At 72.9% G+C, this 19,164-nt stretch carries 19 protein-coding genes; 8 read left to right on the forward strand and 11 right to left on the reverse strand.

The window, feature by feature from the left end; translation table 11 throughout:
- Positions 1-71: 71 nt before the first annotated feature.
- Positions 72-3,104 carry an ATP-binding protein gene (locus MOX02_RS11615; protein WP_373866737.1) on the reverse strand — a complete coding sequence of 1,011 codons (3,033 nt, stop codon included), beginning with the start codon at positions 3,102-3,104 and terminating at the stop codon, positions 72-74.
- 711 nt (positions 3,105-3,815) lie between these two features.
- On the opposite strand from MOX02_RS11615, the gene MOX02_RS11620 reads away from it, so the two are divergent.
- Positions 3,816-4,847 (forward strand): aldo/keto reductase, encoded by a 1,032-nt coding sequence (locus MOX02_RS11620; RefSeq protein ID WP_147025952.1) that lies wholly within the window; start codon positions 3,816-3,818, stop codon positions 4,845-4,847.
- A gap of 61 nt (positions 4,848-4,908) precedes the next feature.
- Here MOX02_RS11620 and MOX02_RS11625 read toward each other — a convergent pair whose 3' ends face one another.
- A complete protein-coding gene (locus MOX02_RS11625) occupies positions 4,909-5,100 on the reverse strand; it encodes a hypothetical protein (protein ID WP_147025953.1) in 192 nt (63 codons plus the stop codon).
- Between the two features lie 405 nt (positions 5,101-5,505).
- On the opposite strand from MOX02_RS11625, the gene MOX02_RS11630 reads away from it, so the two are divergent.
- The gene (locus MOX02_RS11630; protein ID WP_170267826.1) at positions 5,506-6,573 is read left to right on the forward strand and encodes a GNAT family N-acetyltransferase; all 1,068 of its coding nucleotides are present in this window, start codon (positions 5,506-5,508) and stop codon (positions 6,571-6,573) included.
- 38 nt (positions 6,574-6,611) lie between these two features.
- Here MOX02_RS11630 and MOX02_RS11635 read toward each other — a convergent pair whose 3' ends face one another.
- The 3 genes from MOX02_RS11635 to MOX02_RS11645 form a co-directional block, all read right to left on the reverse strand.
- Positions 6,612-6,809, reverse strand: coding sequence for a hypothetical protein (locus tag MOX02_RS11635; RefSeq protein WP_238178861.1), 198 nt, complete (start codon positions 6,807-6,809; stop codon positions 6,612-6,614).
- A gap of 36 nt (positions 6,810-6,845) precedes the next feature.
- Positions 6,846-7,067, reverse strand: coding sequence for a dodecin family protein (locus tag MOX02_RS11640; protein ID WP_147025956.1), 222 nt, complete (start codon positions 7,065-7,067; stop codon positions 6,846-6,848).
- Positions 7,068-7,311: 244 nt separating this feature from the next.
- Positions 7,312-7,587 carry a hypothetical protein gene (locus MOX02_RS11645; protein WP_147025957.1) on the reverse strand — a complete coding sequence of 92 codons (276 nt, stop codon included), beginning with the start codon at positions 7,585-7,587 and terminating at the stop codon, positions 7,312-7,314.
- 305 nt (positions 7,588-7,892) lie between these two features.
- On the opposite strand from MOX02_RS11645, the gene MOX02_RS11650 reads away from it, so the two are divergent.
- Both MOX02_RS11650 and MOX02_RS11655 read left to right on the forward strand, forming a co-directional pair.
- Positions 7,893-8,729 carry a formate/nitrite transporter family protein gene (locus tag MOX02_RS11650; RefSeq protein WP_147025958.1) on the forward strand — a complete coding sequence of 279 codons (837 nt, stop codon included), beginning with the start codon at positions 7,893-7,895 and terminating at the stop codon, positions 8,727-8,729.
- Between the two features lie 65 nt (positions 8,730-8,794).
- Positions 8,795-10,531, forward strand: coding sequence for a bifunctional protein-serine/threonine kinase/phosphatase (locus tag MOX02_RS11655; protein ID WP_147025959.1), 1,737 nt, complete (start codon positions 8,795-8,797; stop codon positions 10,529-10,531).
- A 14-nt stretch (positions 10,532-10,545) separates the two neighbouring features.
- On the opposite strand, the gene MOX02_RS11660 is transcribed toward MOX02_RS11655, so the two are convergent.
- Positions 10,546-11,169 (reverse strand): outer membrane protein, encoded by a 624-nt coding sequence (locus MOX02_RS11660; RefSeq protein ID WP_147025960.1) that lies wholly within the window; start codon positions 11,167-11,169, stop codon positions 10,546-10,548.
- Positions 11,170-11,363: 194 nt separating this feature from the next.
- On the opposite strand from MOX02_RS11660, the gene MOX02_RS11665 reads away from it, so the two are divergent.
- Both MOX02_RS11665 and MOX02_RS11670 read left to right on the forward strand, forming a co-directional pair.
- Positions 11,364-11,819, forward strand: a complete 456-nt coding sequence (locus MOX02_RS11665) for a tautomerase family protein (protein ID WP_147025961.1) — start codon at positions 11,364-11,366, stop codon at positions 11,817-11,819.
- 107 nt (positions 11,820-11,926) lie between these two features.
- Positions 11,927-12,592 carry a hypothetical protein gene (locus MOX02_RS11670; RefSeq protein WP_238178859.1) on the forward strand — a complete coding sequence of 222 codons (666 nt, stop codon included), beginning with the start codon at positions 11,927-11,929 and terminating at the stop codon, positions 12,590-12,592.
- Here the strand turns inward: MOX02_RS11670 and MOX02_RS11675 are convergent.
- Positions 12,481-14,448: a hybrid sensor histidine kinase/response regulator gene (locus tag MOX02_RS11675; protein WP_147025962.1), complete on the reverse strand. Its 1,968-nt coding sequence runs from the start codon at positions 14,446-14,448 to the stop codon at positions 12,481-12,483. The genes MOX02_RS11670 and MOX02_RS11675 overlap by 112 nt on opposite strands.
- 223 nt (positions 14,449-14,671) lie before the next feature.
- On the opposite strand from MOX02_RS11675, the gene MOX02_RS11680 reads away from it, so the two are divergent.
- Entirely contained in the window at positions 14,672-14,878 is a 207-nt protein-coding gene (locus tag MOX02_RS11680; protein ID WP_147025963.1) for a hypothetical protein, read from the forward strand.
- Positions 14,879-14,950: 72 nt separating this feature from the next.
- On the opposite strand, the gene MOX02_RS11685 is transcribed toward MOX02_RS11680, so the two are convergent.
- The 4 genes from MOX02_RS11685 to MOX02_RS11700 all read right to left on the reverse strand — a co-directional run bounded on the left by MOX02_RS11685 (position 14,951) and on the right by MOX02_RS11700 (position 16,886).
- Complete coding sequence (locus MOX02_RS11685) at positions 14,951-15,214, reverse strand: hypothetical protein (protein WP_238178857.1); 264 nt, start codon at positions 15,212-15,214, stop codon at positions 14,951-14,953.
- A 17-nt stretch (positions 15,215-15,231) separates the two neighbouring features.
- The gene (locus MOX02_RS11690; RefSeq protein WP_147025965.1) at positions 15,232-15,477 is read right to left on the reverse strand and encodes a hypothetical protein; all 246 of its coding nucleotides are present in this window, start codon (positions 15,475-15,477) and stop codon (positions 15,232-15,234) included.
- A 160-nt stretch (positions 15,478-15,637) separates the two neighbouring features.
- A complete protein-coding gene (locus MOX02_RS11695) occupies positions 15,638-16,255 on the reverse strand; it encodes a DNA-3-methyladenine glycosylase family protein (protein ID WP_147025966.1) in 618 nt (205 codons plus the stop codon).
- Positions 16,256-16,349: 94 nt separating this feature from the next.
- Positions 16,350-16,886, reverse strand: a complete 537-nt coding sequence (locus MOX02_RS11700; RefSeq protein ID WP_147025967.1) for a Ros/MucR family transcriptional regulator — start codon at positions 16,884-16,886, stop codon at positions 16,350-16,352.
- Positions 16,887-17,104: 218 nt separating this feature from the next.
- On the opposite strand from MOX02_RS11700, the gene MOX02_RS11705 reads away from it, so the two are divergent.
- Positions 17,105-19,063 (forward strand): AI-2E family transporter, encoded by a 1,959-nt coding sequence (locus MOX02_RS11705; protein WP_147025968.1) that lies wholly within the window; start codon positions 17,105-17,107, stop codon positions 19,061-19,063.
- The last annotated feature ends 101 nt before the right edge of the window (positions 19,064-19,164 follow it).

A 19,164-nucleotide genomic window follows, 5' to 3' on the forward strand; every position in this document is an offset into this window, starting at 1 on the left:
GGGGCGGCAAGCTCAAATGATGATTCCCGCCCTCCGCGCGCCCGCGCGTCCGGCATCGGTCCGGCACCGGATCAGGGTCGCTCGCGGGCGCGGGCGAACGGCAGCACCCGGCCGGGCGCGTCGTCCAGGACATGGCCCATCGCGTGGGCGAGCTCGGCGAGCGCGAAGGGCTTGCGCAGGACGGGCGCTCCCACAGGGAGGGAGGCGGCCTCCGCGTAGCCGGTCATCAGGAGAACGGGCAGGCCGGGCCTCGCGGCGAGCGCCCGGGCGCACAGCTCGGCGCCCGTCATGCCCGGCATGGCGAAGTCGGCGAGCAGCAGGTCGATCGCCGTCGCCCCGTCGAGAAGGCGCACGGCCTCCGGGCCGCTGCCGATCGCCGCCACGGCGTGGCCCATCTCCTCCAGGAGGGCGGCCGTCGAGGCGCGGACCTGCGGGTCGTCGTCGACGAGCAGCACCCGGAGCCGGCCCGGCGCGGCGGCCGCCTCGTCCGGCGCGCCTCCGGCCTGCGCGGCCGGTTCCGTGGCGCGGGGCAGGTAGAGGGTGACGGTGGTTCCCCGGTCGAGGCGGCTCTCCACCGCGACCTCGCCACGGAGCTGCTTGGCGGTGCCGTAGACCTGCGCGAGCCCGAGGCCCGTGCCCTTGCCCTGGGGCTTCGTGGTGAAGAACGGCTCGAAGAGGCGCGCCTGCACCTCCGGCGTCATGCCCTCGCCGGTGTCGGCGACGCTGATGCGGACGAATTCGCCCGGCGGCAGCGCCTCCGGGCGCGGATCGCCGGGGCCGACATTGGCCGTCTCGATCCGCAACTCGCCGCCGCGCGGCATGGCGTCCCGCGCGTTCACGGCGAGGTTGAGCACCGCGAGCTCGATCCGGTTCGGGTCGGCCATGGCCGGCCACAGCTCGGCGGCGAGCCGGGTCGAGACCGCGATCGTGCCGCCGAGCGTCCGGTGCAGGAGATCGGCCATGCCGGAGAGCACGCCGTTGAGGTCGGTCGGGCGCGCCTCGAGCCGCTGCCGGCGCGAGAAGGCCAGCAGCTGCTCGGTGAGCTTGGCGCCGCGCTGCGCGGCCTGATGGGCGTTGTGGAGGAGCCGCAGGACGCGCTCGTCCGTGACCCGGCGCTCGGCGAGCTCGACCGAGCCCATCACGGCGGCGAGCAGGTTGTTGAAGTCGTGCGCCACCCCGCTGGTGAGCTGGCCGATCGCCTCCATCTTCCGGGCCTGCGCTGCCTGCTCCTCCGCCTCGCGCCGCAGCCGGGCGAGCTCCAGGTTCGTGCGCACCCGGGCCTGCAGCTCGCGCGCCGAGAACGGCTTGACGAGGTAGTCGTCGGCGCCCGCCTCCAGCCCCTCGACGCCGGCCTCCGTGCCCGCCCGGGCGGAGAGCAGGATCACCGGCACGGTCCGGAGCGCGGGGTCCTCGCGCACGGCCCGGGTGAGCGCGATGCCGTCGAGCACCGGCATCATCACGTCCGTCAGCAGCAGGTCGGCGCGCCGCTCGCGCAGGGCGGCGAGCGCCGCGCCCCCGTCCGCGACGGCCGCGACCTCATGCTCGGCGCCGAGCAGCCGCTCGACATAGGCGCGCATGTCGGCGTTGTCGTCGGCGAGCACGATGCGGCCGCGCCCCGGCGCGCCGGGCCGTGAGGCCGGCGGCGGGCGGAGGGGCACGACCGTCGCCGTGGCCTCGTCCGGCAGCCAGCGCAGCGCCTCCTCGACGTAGGCCCGCGCCGGGCCGCCGCGCTCCGGCGTCTCGTCCGGCGCGGCGATCCGCTCCGGCGGCAGGTGGGCCGTGCCGGTCGGCAGGCTGACCGCGAAGGTGGTGCCCTGCCCCTCCCCGCTCGCGACCTCGACGGTCCCGCCATGCATGTCTACGAGCTCGCGCACGAGCGCGAGGCCGATGCCGGACCCCTCGTGCGAGCGGCTGCGGCTGCCCTCGATGCGGTGGAAGCGCTCGAAGACGTGCGGCAGCGCCTGGGGCGGGATGCCGACGCCGGTGTCGCGCACGGTGAGGCGGACGGCGCCGGGCACTGGCTCGAGCCGCACCGCGATGCCGCCCTGGAACGTGAACTTGAAGGCGTTCGACAGGAGGTTGAGGACGATCTTCTCCCACATGTCCCGGTCGACATGGACCGGCGTCGCCAAGGGCTCGCACGCCACGTCGAGGGTCAGGCCGCCGCGCTCGATCGCGGAGCGGAAGGTGCTGGCGAGATCGGCCGTGAGGGCGGCGAGATCGACCGGGGCGAAGCTGGCCTGCGTCCGCCCCGCCTCGACGCGGGAGAAGTCGAGGAGCGTGTTGACGAGGCGCAGGAGCCGCAGCGCGTTGCGGTGCGCCACCTCCAGCTCGGCGCGCGCCCGCTCCTCCAGCCCGCCCGCCGCCAGGACCTCCTCCAGGGGACCGAGCATCAGGGTCAGCGGGGTGCGGAACTCGTGGCTGACGTTGGAGAAGAACTGGGTCTTGGCCCGGTCGAGCTCGGCCAGGGCCTCGGCGCGGCGGCGCTCCTCCTCGTAGGCCCGCGCGTTGCGCAAAGCCGTCGCGACCTGGCCGGCGACCAAGCTGAGGAAGTCGGCGTAGCCCGCGTCGAGGTCGCGGCTCGGCGAGACGCCGAGGACCAGCACGCCGAGAGGGGCCGAGCCGGCCTCGCCTGTGATCGGCGCGGCGAGCGCCCGGTCGACCGGGTCCGCCCAGGTGCCGCCCGCCAGGCCGAGGGTCGCGGCGAGGCCGCCGACGGTGACCGCCTCGCCCGCGAGCGCCCGCTCGACCGGCCAGGGCGAGCCCGCCGCGCAGGACGAGGCCGGATGCTCGGCCGCGATGCCCGCGACGGCCGCCTGCCGCAGGCCGCCGTCGGGCCCGCGCAGGAACAGGAGGGCGAAGGGCACGTCGAGCCGGTCGCCCGAGAGGGCGGCCGTGACGTCGGCGCAGGTCGCCGCGACGCTGCGGGTCTCGCCGGCGCGGGCCGCGAGGTCGCGCAGCAGCCCGAGGCGGCGCTCGCCAACGACCTGGGCGGTGACCTCGCTGCACACGGCCAGCATGCCGACGATGCGGCCCGCATCGTCCTCGGCCGGCGCGTGCGAGACGCTGAAATACGCCTCCTCGCGGTAGCCGGCCCGCTCCATCAGCAGCGGCAGGGCCGGCGTCCAGTTGGCCTCGCCCGTCCGCATGACCCGGGCGATCATCGGGCCGAGCGTGTCCCAGCCCGCCGCGAGCGTGATCCGGATGTCGTTGCCGAGCGCCGCCGGGTGCCCGGCCCCGATGAGCTTGGCGTAGGCGTCGTTGTAGATCTGCGTGAAGGCGGGCCCCCAGGTCAGGATCATGGGATACTGCGAGGACAGGAGCGTGCGCACCGTCGAGCGCAGGCTCTGCGGCCAGGCCGCGACGGGCCCGAGCGGCGTGGCCGACCAGTCGAGCGCCCGCGCCATCGCGCGGATCTCGCCCCTGCCGGCGAACAGGGTCTGCGCTGCCGGATCCGGGCTGGTCACAGGCCGGCCGCGACCGCCACCGGAACCGGCCGGGAGCCCGGTCGGGCGCCTACGCTCTGCGGCTTCGCTTCTGTCTCTGACACCCTCGGGAACCCCGTGGCTGGATCTGGCGCCATCGCGCGGACGAGGGCCGGATTATACGGGCGGACGCGCCCGCGAACAGGCCGCAGCGCGTCGCGGCCGTCCTGCGGCCCTCGGCCCCCGCTCGCGTGGCGCCCCGGCCGGAACCGGACCTTGCGCAGACCGGGGTCCGGGGACCATGCTAAAGCGGAGTGCCGGAGGTCCGGCGCGGCGAATGGGGGGCGGACGGGACGGACCTGCCGGCGACGACCGGGAACGGGGGCTCGCATGGAGCATCGGCAGTTTGGGCGATCCGGGCTGAGGGTGCCCGTCCTCGGCTTCGGGACGGCGACCTTCGGGGGCGTCGGCCCGTTCTTCGAGCGCTGGGGGCGGACGGAAGCGGCCGAGGCGGAGCGCCTCGTCGATCTCTGCCTCGAGGCGGGCGCCAACTTCTTCGACACGGCCGACATGTATTCCGAGGGCGCCGCGGAGGAGATCCTCGGCCGGACGCTCAAGGGCCGGCGGCACCGCGCGCTGATCTCCACCAAAGCGACGTTCCGCTGCGGCGAGGACGCCAACGGCGTCGGATCCTCGCGCTACCACCTGACCCGCGCCTGCGAGGCGAGCCTGCGGCGGCTCGGCACCGACCACATCGACGTCTACTTCATGCACGGCTTCGACGCGCTGACGCCCGTCGAGGAGACGCTGCGCGCGCTCGACGACCTCATCCGCGCGGGCAAGATCGGCTATATCGGCGCCTCGAACTTCTCGGGCTGGCAGCTCATGAAGGCGCTCGCCACCTCCGAGCGCTACGGGCTCGCGCGCTACGTCGCCTACCAGGGCTACTACTCGCTGATCGGGCGGCACTACGAGTGGGAGCTGATGCCGCTCGGGCTCGACCAGGGCGTCGGCCTGATGGTGTGGAGCCCGCTCGGCTGGGGCCGGCTCACCGGCGAGATCCGCCGCGGCCTGGCGGCCCGGCAGGGGCGCATCGCCGCGGGCGGCGCCAAGGGCGGGCCGCGGGTCTCGGACGCCTACCTGTTCGGCGTGGTCGACGCGCTCGACGCGGTGGCGGAGGAGACGGGCCGGACCGTGGCGCAGTGCGCGCTGAACTGGCTGCTCACGCGCCCGACGGTCTGCAACGTCGTGGTGGGCGCGCGCACCGAGGAGCAGCTCCGGCAGAACCTCGGGGCGACCGGCTGGACGCTTAACGCCGAGCAGGTCGCGCGGCTCGACGCCGCGAGCCAGGAGGCGCCGATCTACCCCTACTGGCACCAGAAGGGGTTCGACGAGCGCAACCCCAAGCCGACCGTGTGGTGAGCGCGGATGTGCTCCCGGCCCGCGCAGGGATGCGGCGGGCCGCTCCAGTGGTCGTGCGGCCTCACGCCGCCCCGGGCCCGCGCGATCGCGGCGCCTCGGGAAGCCTGCGCGTGCGCCGGATGCGGGCCGAGGCGCGCACGAAGGCCGCGTAGTTCTCGGCCTCGTCGAGGCTGAGCCCGCTCACGATCGGGTCGTCTCCCCGGTTTACCGAGTGGGTGCCGTCGCACCCGGACTTCACGCAGATCTTCGGCATGCGGCCTCCTCGGGATCGCGCCGGCCGCACGCCTGCATGTCCAGGCACGCATGTCCGAGACGGCGGGCGCTTTGCCGACCAACGGCCCGGGCACCGCGAGGGTTCAATCGCGCATCCGCGCCGCCTCGCCGTCCACCCGAACGGCATCGCCCCCTACGCCCGGCGCGGACCCCCTCGCGGAGGATGCGCGATGAGCAACGCGCGGGCGTGACAAAGATCTCGTCGGAGAGTTTACCGTAAATGGCGAACGTGTGGACGATTCGCCTCGCGAATTCCGTCTATACTGCGATGCGACAGCTTTCCCTTCCCGACAATCCCTCCGACTTCGCCTTTCCGACCCTTCGGGGTGCGAGCGTATCGATTCATACATCGTTCGCGGAATCTGAAGCGATTTGGCGTTCTGCTGTGTCCGGAGGGGCCTCTACGGTCTTCCAGACCTTCGAGTGGCTGTCCACGTGGCACGACGTGGTCGGCCGGGCCGCCGGGGTGCAGCCCCGCATCGTGGTGGTTGCCGACCGGGGCGGGACGCCCCTGCTGCTCCTGCCCCTCGCGATCTGCCGCGAACCCTGCGGCCGCAGCCTGCAATTCCTGGGCGGCCACTCGACCGACTACAACGCGCCGGTGGTCGACCCCCGCTTCGCGGCCGAGGCCGGCCCGGACGACGTCCGGCGGCTCTGGGCGAGCGTCCTCGATCGCTTGGCCGCCGTCGATCTCGTCCGCCTGGAGCGCATGCCCCTGACGGTCGACAGTCTCCCCAACCCGCTCGCCGGGCTGCCCGGCCTCCACCACGCGCACGACGCCTACGCGGCGACGCTTCCCTCCACCTTCGCGGCCTTCGCGAAGGCGCGCAGCGCGCAGTTCTTCAGCCAGAACCGGCGCAAGCGGCGCAAGCTCGAGGCGCTGGGCCCGGTGGAGATGGTCGCGCCGGACTCGGGTGCCGAGCGTGCCGAGCTCGTCCGCTTCCTCCTGGAGCACAAGTCGCGCTGGCAGGTCGCGTCCGGCCTCGCCAACACCTTCGGGCAGGCCGAGCAGCGGGCCCTCTACGAGCGCCTGACGCAGACGCCCTTCGCCGAGGGCGGCATCCACGTCGCCGGGCTGAAGGTCGGCGGCGCATGGGTGGCGGCCCTGTGGGGAACGGTCTTCCGCGGGCAGTATGCCATGATCCTCACGACCTACCGGGAGGATTGGAGCCAGCATTCCGTCGGCCGTCTCCTGATGGAGAGCGTGATCCAGGATTGCATCGCTCGCGGCGACCTCTCGCTGTTCGACCTCACGATCGGCGGCGAGGGCTACAAGGCGCACTGGGCCGACCGGAGCGACCCGCTCTACGACCTCGTGGCCGCGCGCTCGCTCCGGGGACGGCTCTTCCTCGCCTCGCGCCGGGTGCTGAAGCGGTGCCGGCAGGCGATGGCCCGCGCTCCGGGACCCGCCTCCGCGGCGCGCCGCCCGTCAGAGCCGGAGAGCAGATCCTGACGCGGGTCACCCCGCCGGGCGCGCCGGCGCCCGGACATTCAAACCGCGGCAGCCGCCAGGAGGCAGCCGATGCCTCCGGCCAGCATCGCGAGGCCCGGCCAGTTCGCGCGCGGGCGCAGGCCGGCCGCGCTGTCGGTGCGGCTCCGCGTCCGGAAGCGGCCGCCCCAGTTTCCCCGGAAGGCGGTGACGACGATGCCGCCGAACACGAGCGCCGCGCCCACGAGGACGAGCAGCATCCTCGGTTCGGCGACCGCCTGCGCGATCATCGCGCGTCAGCCGGCGCCCGCGCCGGAGCCCTCGATCAGGAACGAGAGCTTCACGTTCACGCGGAACTGGGAGATCCGGTCGTTCTCGACGACCGCCTCGAACTCCTTCACCCACACCGACTGGATGTTGCGCAGCGTGGCGGACGCCGTCTCGACCGCCTGCCTGATCGCGTCCTCGTAGCTCTGGGGTGATTGAGCCGACAGCTCGATGAATTTGACCACGGCCATGATCGCCTCCTTCAGCGGATCGGGCCCCAGATGCTTCGCCCAACGCGCGCCTCGGGCAAGTCTCTGTGCAGTTGCGCGCAGGAGCTTGGCACTGCTGATGGGCAGAATTTTTGTACGTCACAGTAAAACGTGGCAATTTCGAAGGTATTGATCCCTTTCATCGCGGGACGATCGGGGCCGGCTTCGGCCCGGTGATCGACCCGCGCCGGCCCGCTCGCCCCGAGGCTCGCCGGGTGCCCGGCGATCACTCGACGCCGAGATTGGAGAACATCAGGACCTTCCGCTCGATGTCGAAGGTCGTGTGCTTGCTCATCTCGAACAGGCGCAGAAGCGGCTCCAGATCCTCGCCCTCCGGCTCGATGATGTACTCCTCGACGCCGTTGTCGAGGATGAGCTGAAGGGTGAAGAGCCCCTCCTCCCCGCGCTCCCGCTCCTGCCAGGATGCCTGGATGTTGGTGACCTGCCGGACCTGAAATCCGCGTCCCGGCGTGCCCGACGTGGGTTGAGCGTTGTTCGCCATGGCTCCGCTCCCTGCAACGGCCGAGGAGCGGCGGACCTCGCGAGCTCCTGCCGTTCCTGGGGAACGCGCCTGCGGGCCGCGTGTTCGAAGCGCCGCGGTGCCGGGGCATCGCCCGCGGGGCGGCCCGCGAACGGAGCGCATCCCGGAAGGTCCGGATCTTGCCTTGCCGGTTCTCGACAGGCGCCGGGCGGGCTTCCCGCCCCGCGCGCCTGCTGCAAGCCGCGCAACGGCGCGCGGCCGGATGCCTGGGTGATCCCCGGCCGCCGGCGAGCTTCGCAGACACCCGGAACCGAAAAGGACCCCCTATGGCCTACCTCGCGCCTGCAGAATTCGCCACCAAGATGGTGGACGCGGGAGAATCCAAGATCTTCATGTCGACCCGCGACACCGTGATCCGCGCCTACATGGCCGGTGCGATCCTGGCCCTCGCCGCGGTCTTCGCCGTCTCCATCACGCAGCAGACCGGCATCCCGATCCTCGGCGCCGCCCTGTTCCCGGTCGGCTTCTGCATGCTCTACCTGCTGGGCTTCGACCTGCTGACCGGGGTGTTCGTGCTGGCGCCGCTCGCCCTCCTCGACGGTCGCCCCGGCGTCACCTGGGGCGGCGTGCTGCGCAACTGGGGCCTCGTCTTCGTCGGCAACTTCCTGGGCGCGCTGACGGTCGCCCTGATGATGGGCTTCGTGTTCACCTACGGTTTCACCGCGCCGGCCGACAAGGTCGGCGAGTACATCGCCCATATCGGCGAGCGCCGCACCGTCGGCTACGCCGCGCACGGCGTGGGCGGCTGGTTCACGATCTTCATGCGCGGCATGCTGTGCAACTGGATGGTCTCCACCGGCGTCGTCGGCGCGATGATCTCGACCACGGTCGGCGGGAAGGTGATCGCCATGTGGATGCCCATCATGGTGTTCTTCTACATGACCTTCGAGCACTCGGTGGTGAACATGTTCCTGTTCCCCTTCGGCCTGCTCATGGGCGGCCAGTTCTCGATCGCGGATTACGTCTTCTGGAACGAGATCCCGACCGTGCTCGGCAACCTCGTCGGCGGCCTCGCCTTCACCGGGCTGACGCTCTACACGACCCACGTCCGCACGGCCCCGAAGCGGGCGGTGCTCCAGGCCGAGCGCCGCCTCGCCGCCTGATCCGGCTTGACCGGCCGGGCCTCGCGCCGCAAGGCCCGGGGCCCGACCCGCCGGGGCCCGCACCGATGCCTTCAGACCTGTCGCTCTCCCTCGGCCAGCACAGCGAGCGCGGCCGCAAGGAGACCAACCAGGATTTCCACGGCGCCCTCATCCCCGAGGGCCCCGCCCTCGCGCTCAAGGGGGCCGCCCTCGCCATCGCGGACGGCATCGGCAGCAGCGCCGTCAGCCACGTGGCCAGCGAGACGGCGGTCAAGAGCTTCCTCACCGACTACTACGACGCGCCCGACACGTGGTCGGTGAGGACGGCGGCGCGGCGCGTCGTCGCCGCGACGAATTCCTGGCTCCACGCCGAGACGCGGCGCAACCGCTACCTGCACGACCCGGAGGGCGGCCGCGACAGGGGCTACGTCACCACCTTCAGCGCGCTCGTGCTGCGGTCGCGCACCGCCCACATCTTCCACGTCGGCGACGCGCGGATCTCGCGCGTCGCCGGGCGCTCGCTCGAGGCGCTGACCGAGGATCACCGGGTCGTCGTCTCCGCCGGCGAGACCTATCTCGGTCGGGCGCTCGGCGCCGCGGCCCATGTCGAGATCGACCACCGCACCGTCGGGATCGAGCGCGGGGACGTGTTCGTGCTGACGACGGACGGCGTGCACGAGCACGTGCGGCCCGAGGCGATCGTCGCCGCGATCGCCCGCAACGGCGACGATCTTGGGCAGGCTGCCCGGGAGATCGCCGGCCTTGCCTACGAGAGCGGCAGCACCGACAACCTCACCGTCCAGATCGTGCGCGTCGACGCCGTCGCCGACGGCGACCGGGCCGAGGTCTCGGGCCGGATCGAGGAGCTGTCCCCGGCCCCGCTGCTCGAACCGCCGACCGACTTCGACGGCTACCGCGTCCTGCGCACCCTGCACGCGAGCCACCGCAGCCACGTCTACCTGGCCCTCGACGGGGAGACCGGCGGCCGGGTCGCGCTCAAGGTGCCCTCGACGGAGCTGCGCGCCGACCCCGAGGGCCTGCGCCGGCTGGTGATGGAGGAGTGGGTCGCCCGCCGCGTCGACAGCCCGCACCTCCTGGCCGCGCCCCCGCAGACCCGGCGGCGCAGCCATCTCTACACCGTGATGGAGTACGTCGAGGGGCAGACCCTGGCGCAGTGGCTGCGGGACAATCCCGCGCCGGAACTGGAGACGGTGCGCCGCCTCGTCGAGCAGATCGCCCGCGGCGTGCAGGCCCTGCACCGGCGCGAGATGGTGCATCAGGACCTGCGCCCGCAGAACATCCTGATCGACGCGGCGGGCACGGTCCGCATCATCGATTTCGGCTCGGCCCGGGTCGCCGGCCTCGCCGAGGAGGGCGCGGCGGCCGAGCCGATGCTCGGCACGCTCCAGTACACCGCCCCGGAATGCCTCGCGGGGTACCGCGCGACGCCGGGCTCGGACATCTTCTCGGTGGGCGTCATCGCCTACCAGATGCTCACCGGGCGCCTGCCCTACGGCGCCGAGGCGGCGCGGGCCTTCGACGCGGCGAAGGGTCGGCGCCTGCGCTACGTCTCCGTCGCCGCCGCGCGGCCGGGCCTGCCGCCTTACGTCGACGCGGCCCTGCGCAAGGCCCTGCACTCGAACCCGGCCCTGCGCTACGAGGCCCTCTCCGCCTTCGTCCACGACCTGCGCCACCCCAACCCGTCCCTGCCGGGCGTGGGGCGGCGGGCGCTGCTGGAGCGGGACCCGGTCCTGTTCTGGAAGCTCGTCTCGCTGGCGCTCGCGGCGGCGGTCCTCTACCTGCTCGTGCGCCGCGCCGGCTGACCGGCCGGCGAACCTCAGCGGAAGCCGCCGCCGACCACGCCCGCCTCGACCGCGACGGAGAGGCGGTCGGTGACGGCCCACTCCACCCCGACATGCGCGTCCGGCCGGACGGCGATGTCCTCGCGCGTGAAGGCGAGGACGGACGACGGGCCCCCGAAGCGCAGCTTCTCGTGCACCGCCAGCACCCCGGCCCGGGCGTAGAGCAGCACGTCGGGGGTCAGGAGCGTCCCGACCTTCACCTGAAGCGCGCCGGCGAAGTCGCGGGTGTAGGCGAAGCCCCCGATGCCGGGCGTGCCGCCGATCGCCGCCAGATAGTCGAACCCGCCGGAGATGCCGTAGACGAGGCGGCCCTCCTGCCACGTCCGCCCGCCCTCGAAACCGACGGTCGGCCCGGCATAGCTGCCGAAATGCCGCGAGGAGGAGACCTCGAACCCGGTCGACATGCGGGCGTAGGAGCCGGCCCAGCGGCTCTCCTCGCCCCCAGCCGGCAGCGGCCAGGCGAAGGACGGCAGCGCCGCGAAGCCGGTGAACGGCGCGATGGCCTGTGCGGCGGCGGGATGGGCGCCGAGCGCGCAGCCGCCGAGCGCGAGGCAGGCCGCGAAGCGGCGGAGGGAGCGGGCAGTGTCCAGTCCGGTCATACGGCCACGATAGCCGAAGACGGCCGCGCGAGACAGGCGCGTGCGGCGACGCTTCCCTCGCCGGGATGCCCGGTTCGCGCCGCGAGGCGTCCTCCTGTAGACCATTGCGCGGGGGCGGATCCGGGACCGGAGCCCGCGCCTTCGCGGGCCGGGCATCCGCGCCGGGCGGCAGCCCCGCTTCGAGGAGACGAGCGATGCCGACCTACGTGTGCGCCGTGCCAGCCAACCTGCTCTCGGAGGAGCAGAAGGCCGAACTCGCCCGCGCGATCTCGCGCATCCACGCGGAGGCGACCGGTGCGCCCACCTACTTCGTGCAGGTCGTGATCGACGAGGGCACGACCACGCGCTTCCTCGGCGGCGAGCGCGCCGACCGGCAGATCTGGATCCGCGGCGACATCCGCGCCGGACGCCCCGAATCCGTCCGGCAGGGCATGATGCTCGCGATGATGCGGGAGGTCGCCGCGATCGCGCGGGTCAAGGAGACCGAGATCTGGGTCTATCTCTGCAATCTCGCTCCGACCGACATGGTCGAGTACGGGCACGTGCTCCCGGCGCCGGGGCAGGAGCGGGCCTGGTTCGACGCGCTGCCCGAAGCGTTGCGGACCTACCTGTCGGGCCTCGGGACGAACCGGGACTCCTTCAAGCTCTGACGATCCTGGCCATGACGATCCCGGGCCGGCACGGGGGCGGGCTCGCGCGCGGATACCGGACGTCGCCCGGAGCGTTGGTTCCGGGGGCGGCCACAGGATCAGCCACCATGAAGGAATTCGACCACCTCCTGAACTGGACGTTGAAGCGCGGCTCGCACGCCTTTCCCGGACCGGATGGCGGCACCTGCATCAACGAAGCGGCCGTCGTGGCGTGCGGCTACCCCTACCGGCCGGTGCGCGCGCCGGTCGACCTGCCTCTCTGCTTCTCCCGCCCGATCTGCCGCCTCGCCCTGCACCTGAACGACGAGGCCGGCGACACGGAGCGGCAGCGGCTCATCCCCTTCGTCACCCGCCTCGCCTGCGCGGACGTGCCGGCGATCGAGGAGGAGCGCGCGGCCTACATCCGCCGCCACATCGATCTCGACGCGCGGTACATGCCGCACATGACGATCGACGAGGGCATCCGCATCCTCGAAGGGGCCCTCGCCATCGGGCGGCAGGCGGACGCGCCCGGGCGGCACGAGGTCGCCGGCCGGATGGACGCTGCGCGCCGGCACGAGGCGCCGGAGCGGGCGGGGCCGGTGTCCTTCGCGCAGAAGCTCCGGGCGTGGCTCGGCGCCTCGTCAGGCACCGAGGCCGGGGCGCCGCAGGGGCCGCCCGCTCACCGCTCGCCGGCCGAGCGCGAGAGCGGGACGACGTTGTCCTGCAGGGCCGACACCGCGATCGGCGCGGCCGCCCTCTCGACGGCGAGCAGGAGCGCCGCGGGCTCGTAGGGCTTCGAGATCAGCGGGAAGCCGTCGCCGAGCGCCTTCGCCGCCTGATCGCTGTAGCCCGTCGCCAGGAGGACCGGCAGGGCCGGCCAGCGGCTCCGCACGCGCTGCGCGAGGTCGAAGCCGCTCAGGCCGCCCGGCATGATCAGGTCGGACAGGACGAGGTCGAAGGGCTGATCGGTGGCCAGCACGCGCAGGGCCTCCAGCGCGTCGCCGGTCGCGGTGACCGCGTGCCCCCGCTCGGTGAGGACCGCGCCGGCGACCTCCGCCACCTGCGCGTTGTCTTCGACGAGCAGGATACGGAGCGGGCGCGGGACCTCGCCCAGGTTGAGGCCGGCCTCGGCGGCCTCGGCACCCCGGGCGCTCGTGCAGGGCAGCGCGATGGTGAAGGTGGTACCCTGGTCGACCTCGCTCGCGACCCGCAGCGAGCCCTTCGCCTGCTGCGCGAAGCCGTAGACCTGAGGGAGACCGAGGCCGGTGCCCTTGCCGACGTCCTTGGTGCTGAAGAACGGCTCGAAGGCGCGTGCGAGCACCTCGGGCGACATCCCGTGCCCGGTGTCGCTGACCGCGATCTCGACGCTCACGGCCTCGCTCCCGCCGGTCACGGTCTCCGTCCGGATCCGGAACTCGCCGCCCTTCGGCATGGCGTCGCGGGCGTTCACCGCCAGGTTGATCAGGGCGGTCTGAAGCTGCGTGACGTCGACCTCGACCGGGCAGGCACCGTCCGCGAGGTCGAGGACGACGTGGATGTCGCCCCGCAGCGACTGCTTCAGCATGTCGTCCATACCGCGGATGAGCCGGTTCACGTCCACCACCTCGGCCTGCAGGACGTGGCGACGGCCGAAGGCGAGCAGTTGTTGCGTGAGCCGGCGCCCCTGCTCGACGGCCTGGATCGCGTTGTCGATCAGCCGCGGGCGGTGCTCCTCCGGCGCCCGCCGCAGCAGGTCGAGATTGCCGAGCACCACCGTCAGCAGGTTGTTGAAATCGTGCGCGATGCCGGAGCTGAGGCCGCCCAGCGCCTCGAGCTTCTGTGCCTGGAACAGGGACGCCCGCGTCTTCTCGAGGTCCTCCTGCGACTTGCGCCGTTCGGTGATGTCGCGGGTGACCTTGGCGTAGCCGACGAGCTCGCCCGCCTCGTTGCGGATCGCGTCGATCACGACGCTCGCCCAGAAGCGCGTGCCGTCCTTGCGCAGGCGCCAGCCCTCCGCCTCGTACCTGCCCTCGCGGGCGGCCGTCGCCAGGGCACGGGCCGGGAGCCCCGCGGCCCGGTCCCCCTCCGTGTAGAATCGGGAGAAGTGCTGGCCGACGATCTCGGCCTCGCTGTAGCCCTTGATCCGGGCGGCACCCGAGTTCCAGTTCGTGACGATGCCGTCCGCGTCCAGCATGAAGATGGCGTAGTCGGTCACGCCCTGGACGAGGATGCGGAAGCGCTCCTCGCTGGCACGCAGGGCCTCCTGGGCCGCCAGACGCGCGCTGATGTCCCGGGTGATCTTGGCAAAGCCGATCAGGGTGCCAGAGGCGTCGCGGATCGGGTCGATGACGACGTGCGCCCACATGCGGGTGCCGTCTTTGCGGACCCGCCAGCCCTCCTGCTCGAAGCGGCCCTCGGTGGCGGCGGTCGCCAGCGCGCGCCTGGGCAGGTCCGTCGCCCTGTCCTCGTCGGTGTAGAAGCGGGAGAAGTGCTGGCCGATGATCTCGGCCTCGGCGTAGCCCTTGAAGCGTTCCGCGCCGGGATTCCAGCTGACCACGACGCCGGTCCGATCGAGCATGTAGATGGCGTAGTCGGTCACCGCCTGGATCAGGAGCCGGAAACGATCCTCGCCGAACGGTCCGGCGCCAGCCGAATGTTCTGCCGTCATGCCATCCTCGATCGACCTGCCGTCCGCGTCCGTTCCAGGACTATCCCAGCATTACTCAACGCAGGGTTGTAGCGTCTCTTTTCATCCGAACGAAGGGCGGAACGGGTCCCGACCCGAGTGGGCCGCCTCGGAACGGCGGCCGCGAGGGCCGGCGGCCGATCCCGCCTCGCTTGGCGCGCGGGCTTCGGCTAAGCTTGACCGTCCGGATCACGGAGGGAAGCTGTTGCTGTTCATCATCAGGGCGAACACGCCGGACGGGCACGTCGCCTACCAGACGCGCACCGCCGAGGCCGCGCTCGAGCGGGCCAGAACGCTCGCCGGCGAGGAGGCGGAGGACGTGCAGGTCAGCGACATGCACGGGCGGGTCTACGACCCGGAGGCGTTCGACCGCTGCTTCGTCCGCTCCGGGGCGGCCGGCCCCGAAGCCTAGACCGCGGATCCACGGTCCCGGGCCGCCTCCATCCCGGGGCGGCCCCCTCCGCGAGGGCCCCGCGCGCGAGGCTCAGTTGCGCGAGGCCATGAGGTCGTGGGTCAGGACCGTCAGCTTGCCGATCAGGCCGACGATGTCCCCGTTGGTGCAGGACCAGTGCGTGCCGACCGCTCCGCCGTCGGCCGCGACGCTGACGACGGCGACGGAGCGAAGCTTGCCCTCGCGGGCCAGTGCGAGCTGTTCCTGCAGAACCGCGATCACCGAGGCGATGTTCGCGTCGGGCTCGACCTCGGCGGCGCGGGTCGGCAGCCGCGTGACGTTCGTGCGCTCAGACAAGGGGGCCTCCAAGGACATCAGGCAGCCTTCCGCCGCGAGGGCAATCTGGGGCGACGCGGCCAGCCGGCCGTCAGGCGCCGGATCAGGGGCTCGAACCGCGAGGGAAGCGGCTCGCGCTCCGGCACCGGCAGGACGTCGCGCAGCCCCGAGGCGACCCCGCTCACGATGCATCCGATGGCCTGGCGGTCGAGATCGGCGGACGGACGTCCGGCCGCGGTCTCCGCAACGGGCGCGGCGCCCGAAGCCGTGGGAAGAGCAGACATGACGCGCTCCTTGGTTTGCCCCGATCCGGGGCGCACCTGAGCGACGCGAGGTGGAGGGAATGTGGCCGCGCGCCGGCCGGCACGCCCTTTCCGCGCCGGCGTGTCCTTTCGGAGACACTTCGGCGCCCCGAGCGAGCCCGGGGCCGGCGGCGCGGACCGGTCAGGCGACCGGCGTCTCCTGGACGTCGCGGATGCGCCAGGCGTAGCGCGCCAGGATCGACCGGTAGGGCGCGAACGCTGCGGCGAGCGCCACCGTGTCCGTGCATCCGGTCAGGCGGCGAAGGCTGCCCACGGCCGCCACGTCCCCGGCCGGCCAGATGTCCGGGTCGAGGTAGTGGAAGATGCCGACCATGTCGGCCGTCCACTGCCCGACGCCGCGGATGCCGCACAGGATCGCGGAGCGAGCCCCGTGGGGCATCGCCGCGAGGTCGTCCGTGAGGGATCCGGCCTCCTCGGCCTCCCGGATCGCCTGCAGGGCGCGCACCTTGTTCCGGGAGAGGCCGCAGGCGCGCAGGCGCTCCTCGTGGCCGGGCACGAACAGGTCGCGGGGGGCCAGGGCCTGCCCTGCTGCGGCGGCCTCGACGCGCGCCCAGATCGCGGCCGCGGCCCGGGTCGAGAGCTGCTGGTTGACCACCTCGACGAACAGGCGGTCCGCGACGCGGGCATGGGCCGGTGCCGGGATGCCGATCGGCCCGACCCGCTCGATGGCGGCCAAGAGCGGCTCGGACTCGGTGGCCGCGACCTGCCGCAGGTGATCGTAGACGTCGGGGTCGAGCATCGGGATCGGCTACACCCTCCGCCGCGCGGGCCCGCCATGAGCGGGCCCGCCATGACAGGTGGTCGCGCGCGCGCTCCCGGCCAGCCCCGCGCCCCTACTCGGCGACGCCATCGTCCTCGAACGGCTCGCGGGTGAGGGTGTCCGCGACGGCCTCGGCATCCTCCGGCTCGGACGCCCTGCCGGGAGCGGCCCCTTCGCCCGCCTCTGCCGGTCCCGGTCGGGGCCCGCCACCCCGGCCCAGGCCCGAGGAGCGGGCCAGCTCCGCGCGCTGGGCGGAGTAGCTCGCCGCGGTCATCGGGTAATCCAGGGGCAAGCCCCATCTCGCACGGTACGCCTGGGGGCTCAGGCCACGCAGGCGCAGGTGGCGCGCCAGCGTCTTGTAGGGCTTCCCGTCCTCGAAGCTGACGAGGTGGTCCGGGGTGACGGAGCGCTTGATCTCGGCGGGCGTCGGCTTCGCCACGGCGGGCGCCGCGCTGCCCGAAGACCCGGTGAGGCCGGTGAGCGAGGCGTGCACGCTCGCGATCAGCCCGGGCAGGTCGTTCGGGCGGACGTGGTTGCGGCCGAGATAGGCCGAGACGATCTCGGCCGTGAGGGCGACGAGCGCGGCTGGAGGGGGACCGTTCGTGGGCATGGGACCCTGCAGGCTGTTGACGGCCGGGCAGCCGACATAGTGACGCAACCTGCGGTGGCAAGATTGCGGGCCGATCTGGGCGGCTTCTCCCCTTCGGCCGCCGCCGTTCTGCAACTCCTGCGAGCGCTGGCGGACAAAGGGATGTCACCGAAACGCACCGACCGGCGTTGAGGGGGGAACCCGGCCTGGCCGGTCCCGTGTCCCAGCCGGCCTCACCGATGGAAGCACCCTCGACATCCGCCCCGCGCCAGCCCGCCCAGGTGCCGCCCCCCGTCACGCCGGGCCTGCGCGGCCTCCTGACCCTCGCCGTCGGCGTGGTGGTCATCGCCGCCCTCTATTTCGGCCGCGAGGTGTTCATCCCCCTCGTGCTCGCCATCCTGCTGAGCTTCGTCCTCGCGCCCGTGGTCAATCTCCTGCGCCGCATCCATTTCGGCCGGGCGCCCTCCGTCATCGTCGCCGTGCTGCTCGCGCTCGGGGTCATCCTCGGCATCGGGGCGGTGATCGGGACGCAGGTGGCGAGCCTCGCCGGCAACCTGCCGCAGTACCAGGCGACGGTGCAGCAGAAGGTCTCCGGCCTGCAGGAGGGCATCCTCGGCCGCGCCAACGCCCTGCTGCAGCGGATCAACCATCAGGTCCACGACGCCTCCCAGAAGGCCGCCGCCTCCGGCACGACCGCCGCGGCGCCGAGCGGCGGCGAGACGCCGAAGGCCCAGCTCGTGCGCGTGCAGGAGCCCGATCCCTCGCCGCTCACCCTCGCCCACAACATCCTCGGGCCGGTCGTCGAGCCGCTGACCACGGTCGGCATCGTGCTCGTGGTCGTGATCTTCCTCCTCATGCAGCGGGAGGACCTGCGCAACCGCCTCATCCGCCTGTTCGGCTCGAGCGACCTGCACCGCACGACGGTGGCCATGGACGACGCCGCGAGCCGGCTCGGAACCTACTTCCTGGCCCAGCTCGGCATGAACGCCGCCTTCGGCGTGCTGATCGGCCTCGGCCTCTGGTTCATCGGCGTGCCGAGCCCGATCCTCTGGGGCGTGTTCGCCGCGCTGATGCGCTTCGTGCCCTATATCGGCGCCTTCATCGCCGCGCTGTTCCCCCTCGCCCTCGCCGCCGCGGTCGATCCGGGCTGGTCGATGGTCGTCTGGACGGCGGCCCTGTTCCTGATCGCCGAGCCCCTGTTCGGCCACGTGATCGAGCCGCTGCTGTACGGCCACTCAACCGGCCTCTCTCCCTTCGCCGTCATCGTCTCGACCCTGTTCTGGGGCTTCCTCTGGGGGCCGATCGGCCTGATCCTGGCCACGCCGTTCACGGTCTGCCTCGTGGTGCTGGGCCGCCACGTCGAGAGCCTGGAGTTCTTCGACGTGCTCCTCGGCGACCGGCCGCCGCTGACGCCGGTGGAGAACTTCTACCAGCGCATGCTCGCCGGCGACCCGGACGAGGCGCGCGACATCGGCGAGGCGATGCTGAAGGAGCGCTCGCTCTCCTCCTACTACGACGAGGTCGCGCTCAAGGGGCTGCAGCTCGCCGCGAACGACTACGCGCGCGGGGTCGTCACGCCGGCGCAGCTCGAGAACATCAAGACCTCCTGCCAGGGCCTCGTCGAGGATTTCGAGGGCCGGCCGGACGCCGAGCCGCCCGGCGACGGCAAGGCGCGAGGTCACTCCGACGTCCCGACCCTGGCCGAGCAGGCGCACCCGAAGAACGAGGCCGTGCCGGGCCAGGCGCCCCCGGTCGAGGAGCGCCCGCCCGCCTGGCGCGGCGAGGCGCCGGTCCTGTGCATCGCCGGCCGCGGGCCTCTGGACGAGGCGGCCGCCTCGATCCTGGCCCAGCTCCTGCGCAAGCACGGCCTCGGGGCGCGGGTGACGCCGCACGAGGCCGTGGCCCGGGGGCGCATCCGGGACCTCGACCTGAGCGGGGTGGCGATGATCTGCATCTCCTACCTCGACATCACCGGCAGCCCGGCGCACCTGCGCTACCTCCTGGAGCGCCTGCGCCGGCGCGCGCCCGACACCCCGATCCTCGTCGGCCTCTGGCCGGTGGGCGAGCGCGTCCTGAGCGACGCGGCGCTCGGCCGGGAGCTCGGGGCCGATGTCTACGTCTCATCGCTGCGCGGCGGCGTCGAGGCCTGCCTCAAGGCCGTGCGCGAGGCCCCGCGCGAGCCTGCCGCCGCGGCGTGAGGCCCAGGTGGGCTCCCGCCCGCGCGGGGCTCATCGGGCGGGAGCGGGCGCCTCGCCCTCCTCGTCGATCGCCACCTGCCCGGGCGCCGGCCCGTGCCGGA

This window comes from Methylobacterium oxalidis (assembly GCF_007992195.1).
Lineage (GTDB): Bacteria > Pseudomonadota > Alphaproteobacteria > Rhizobiales > Beijerinckiaceae > Methylobacterium > Methylobacterium oxalidis.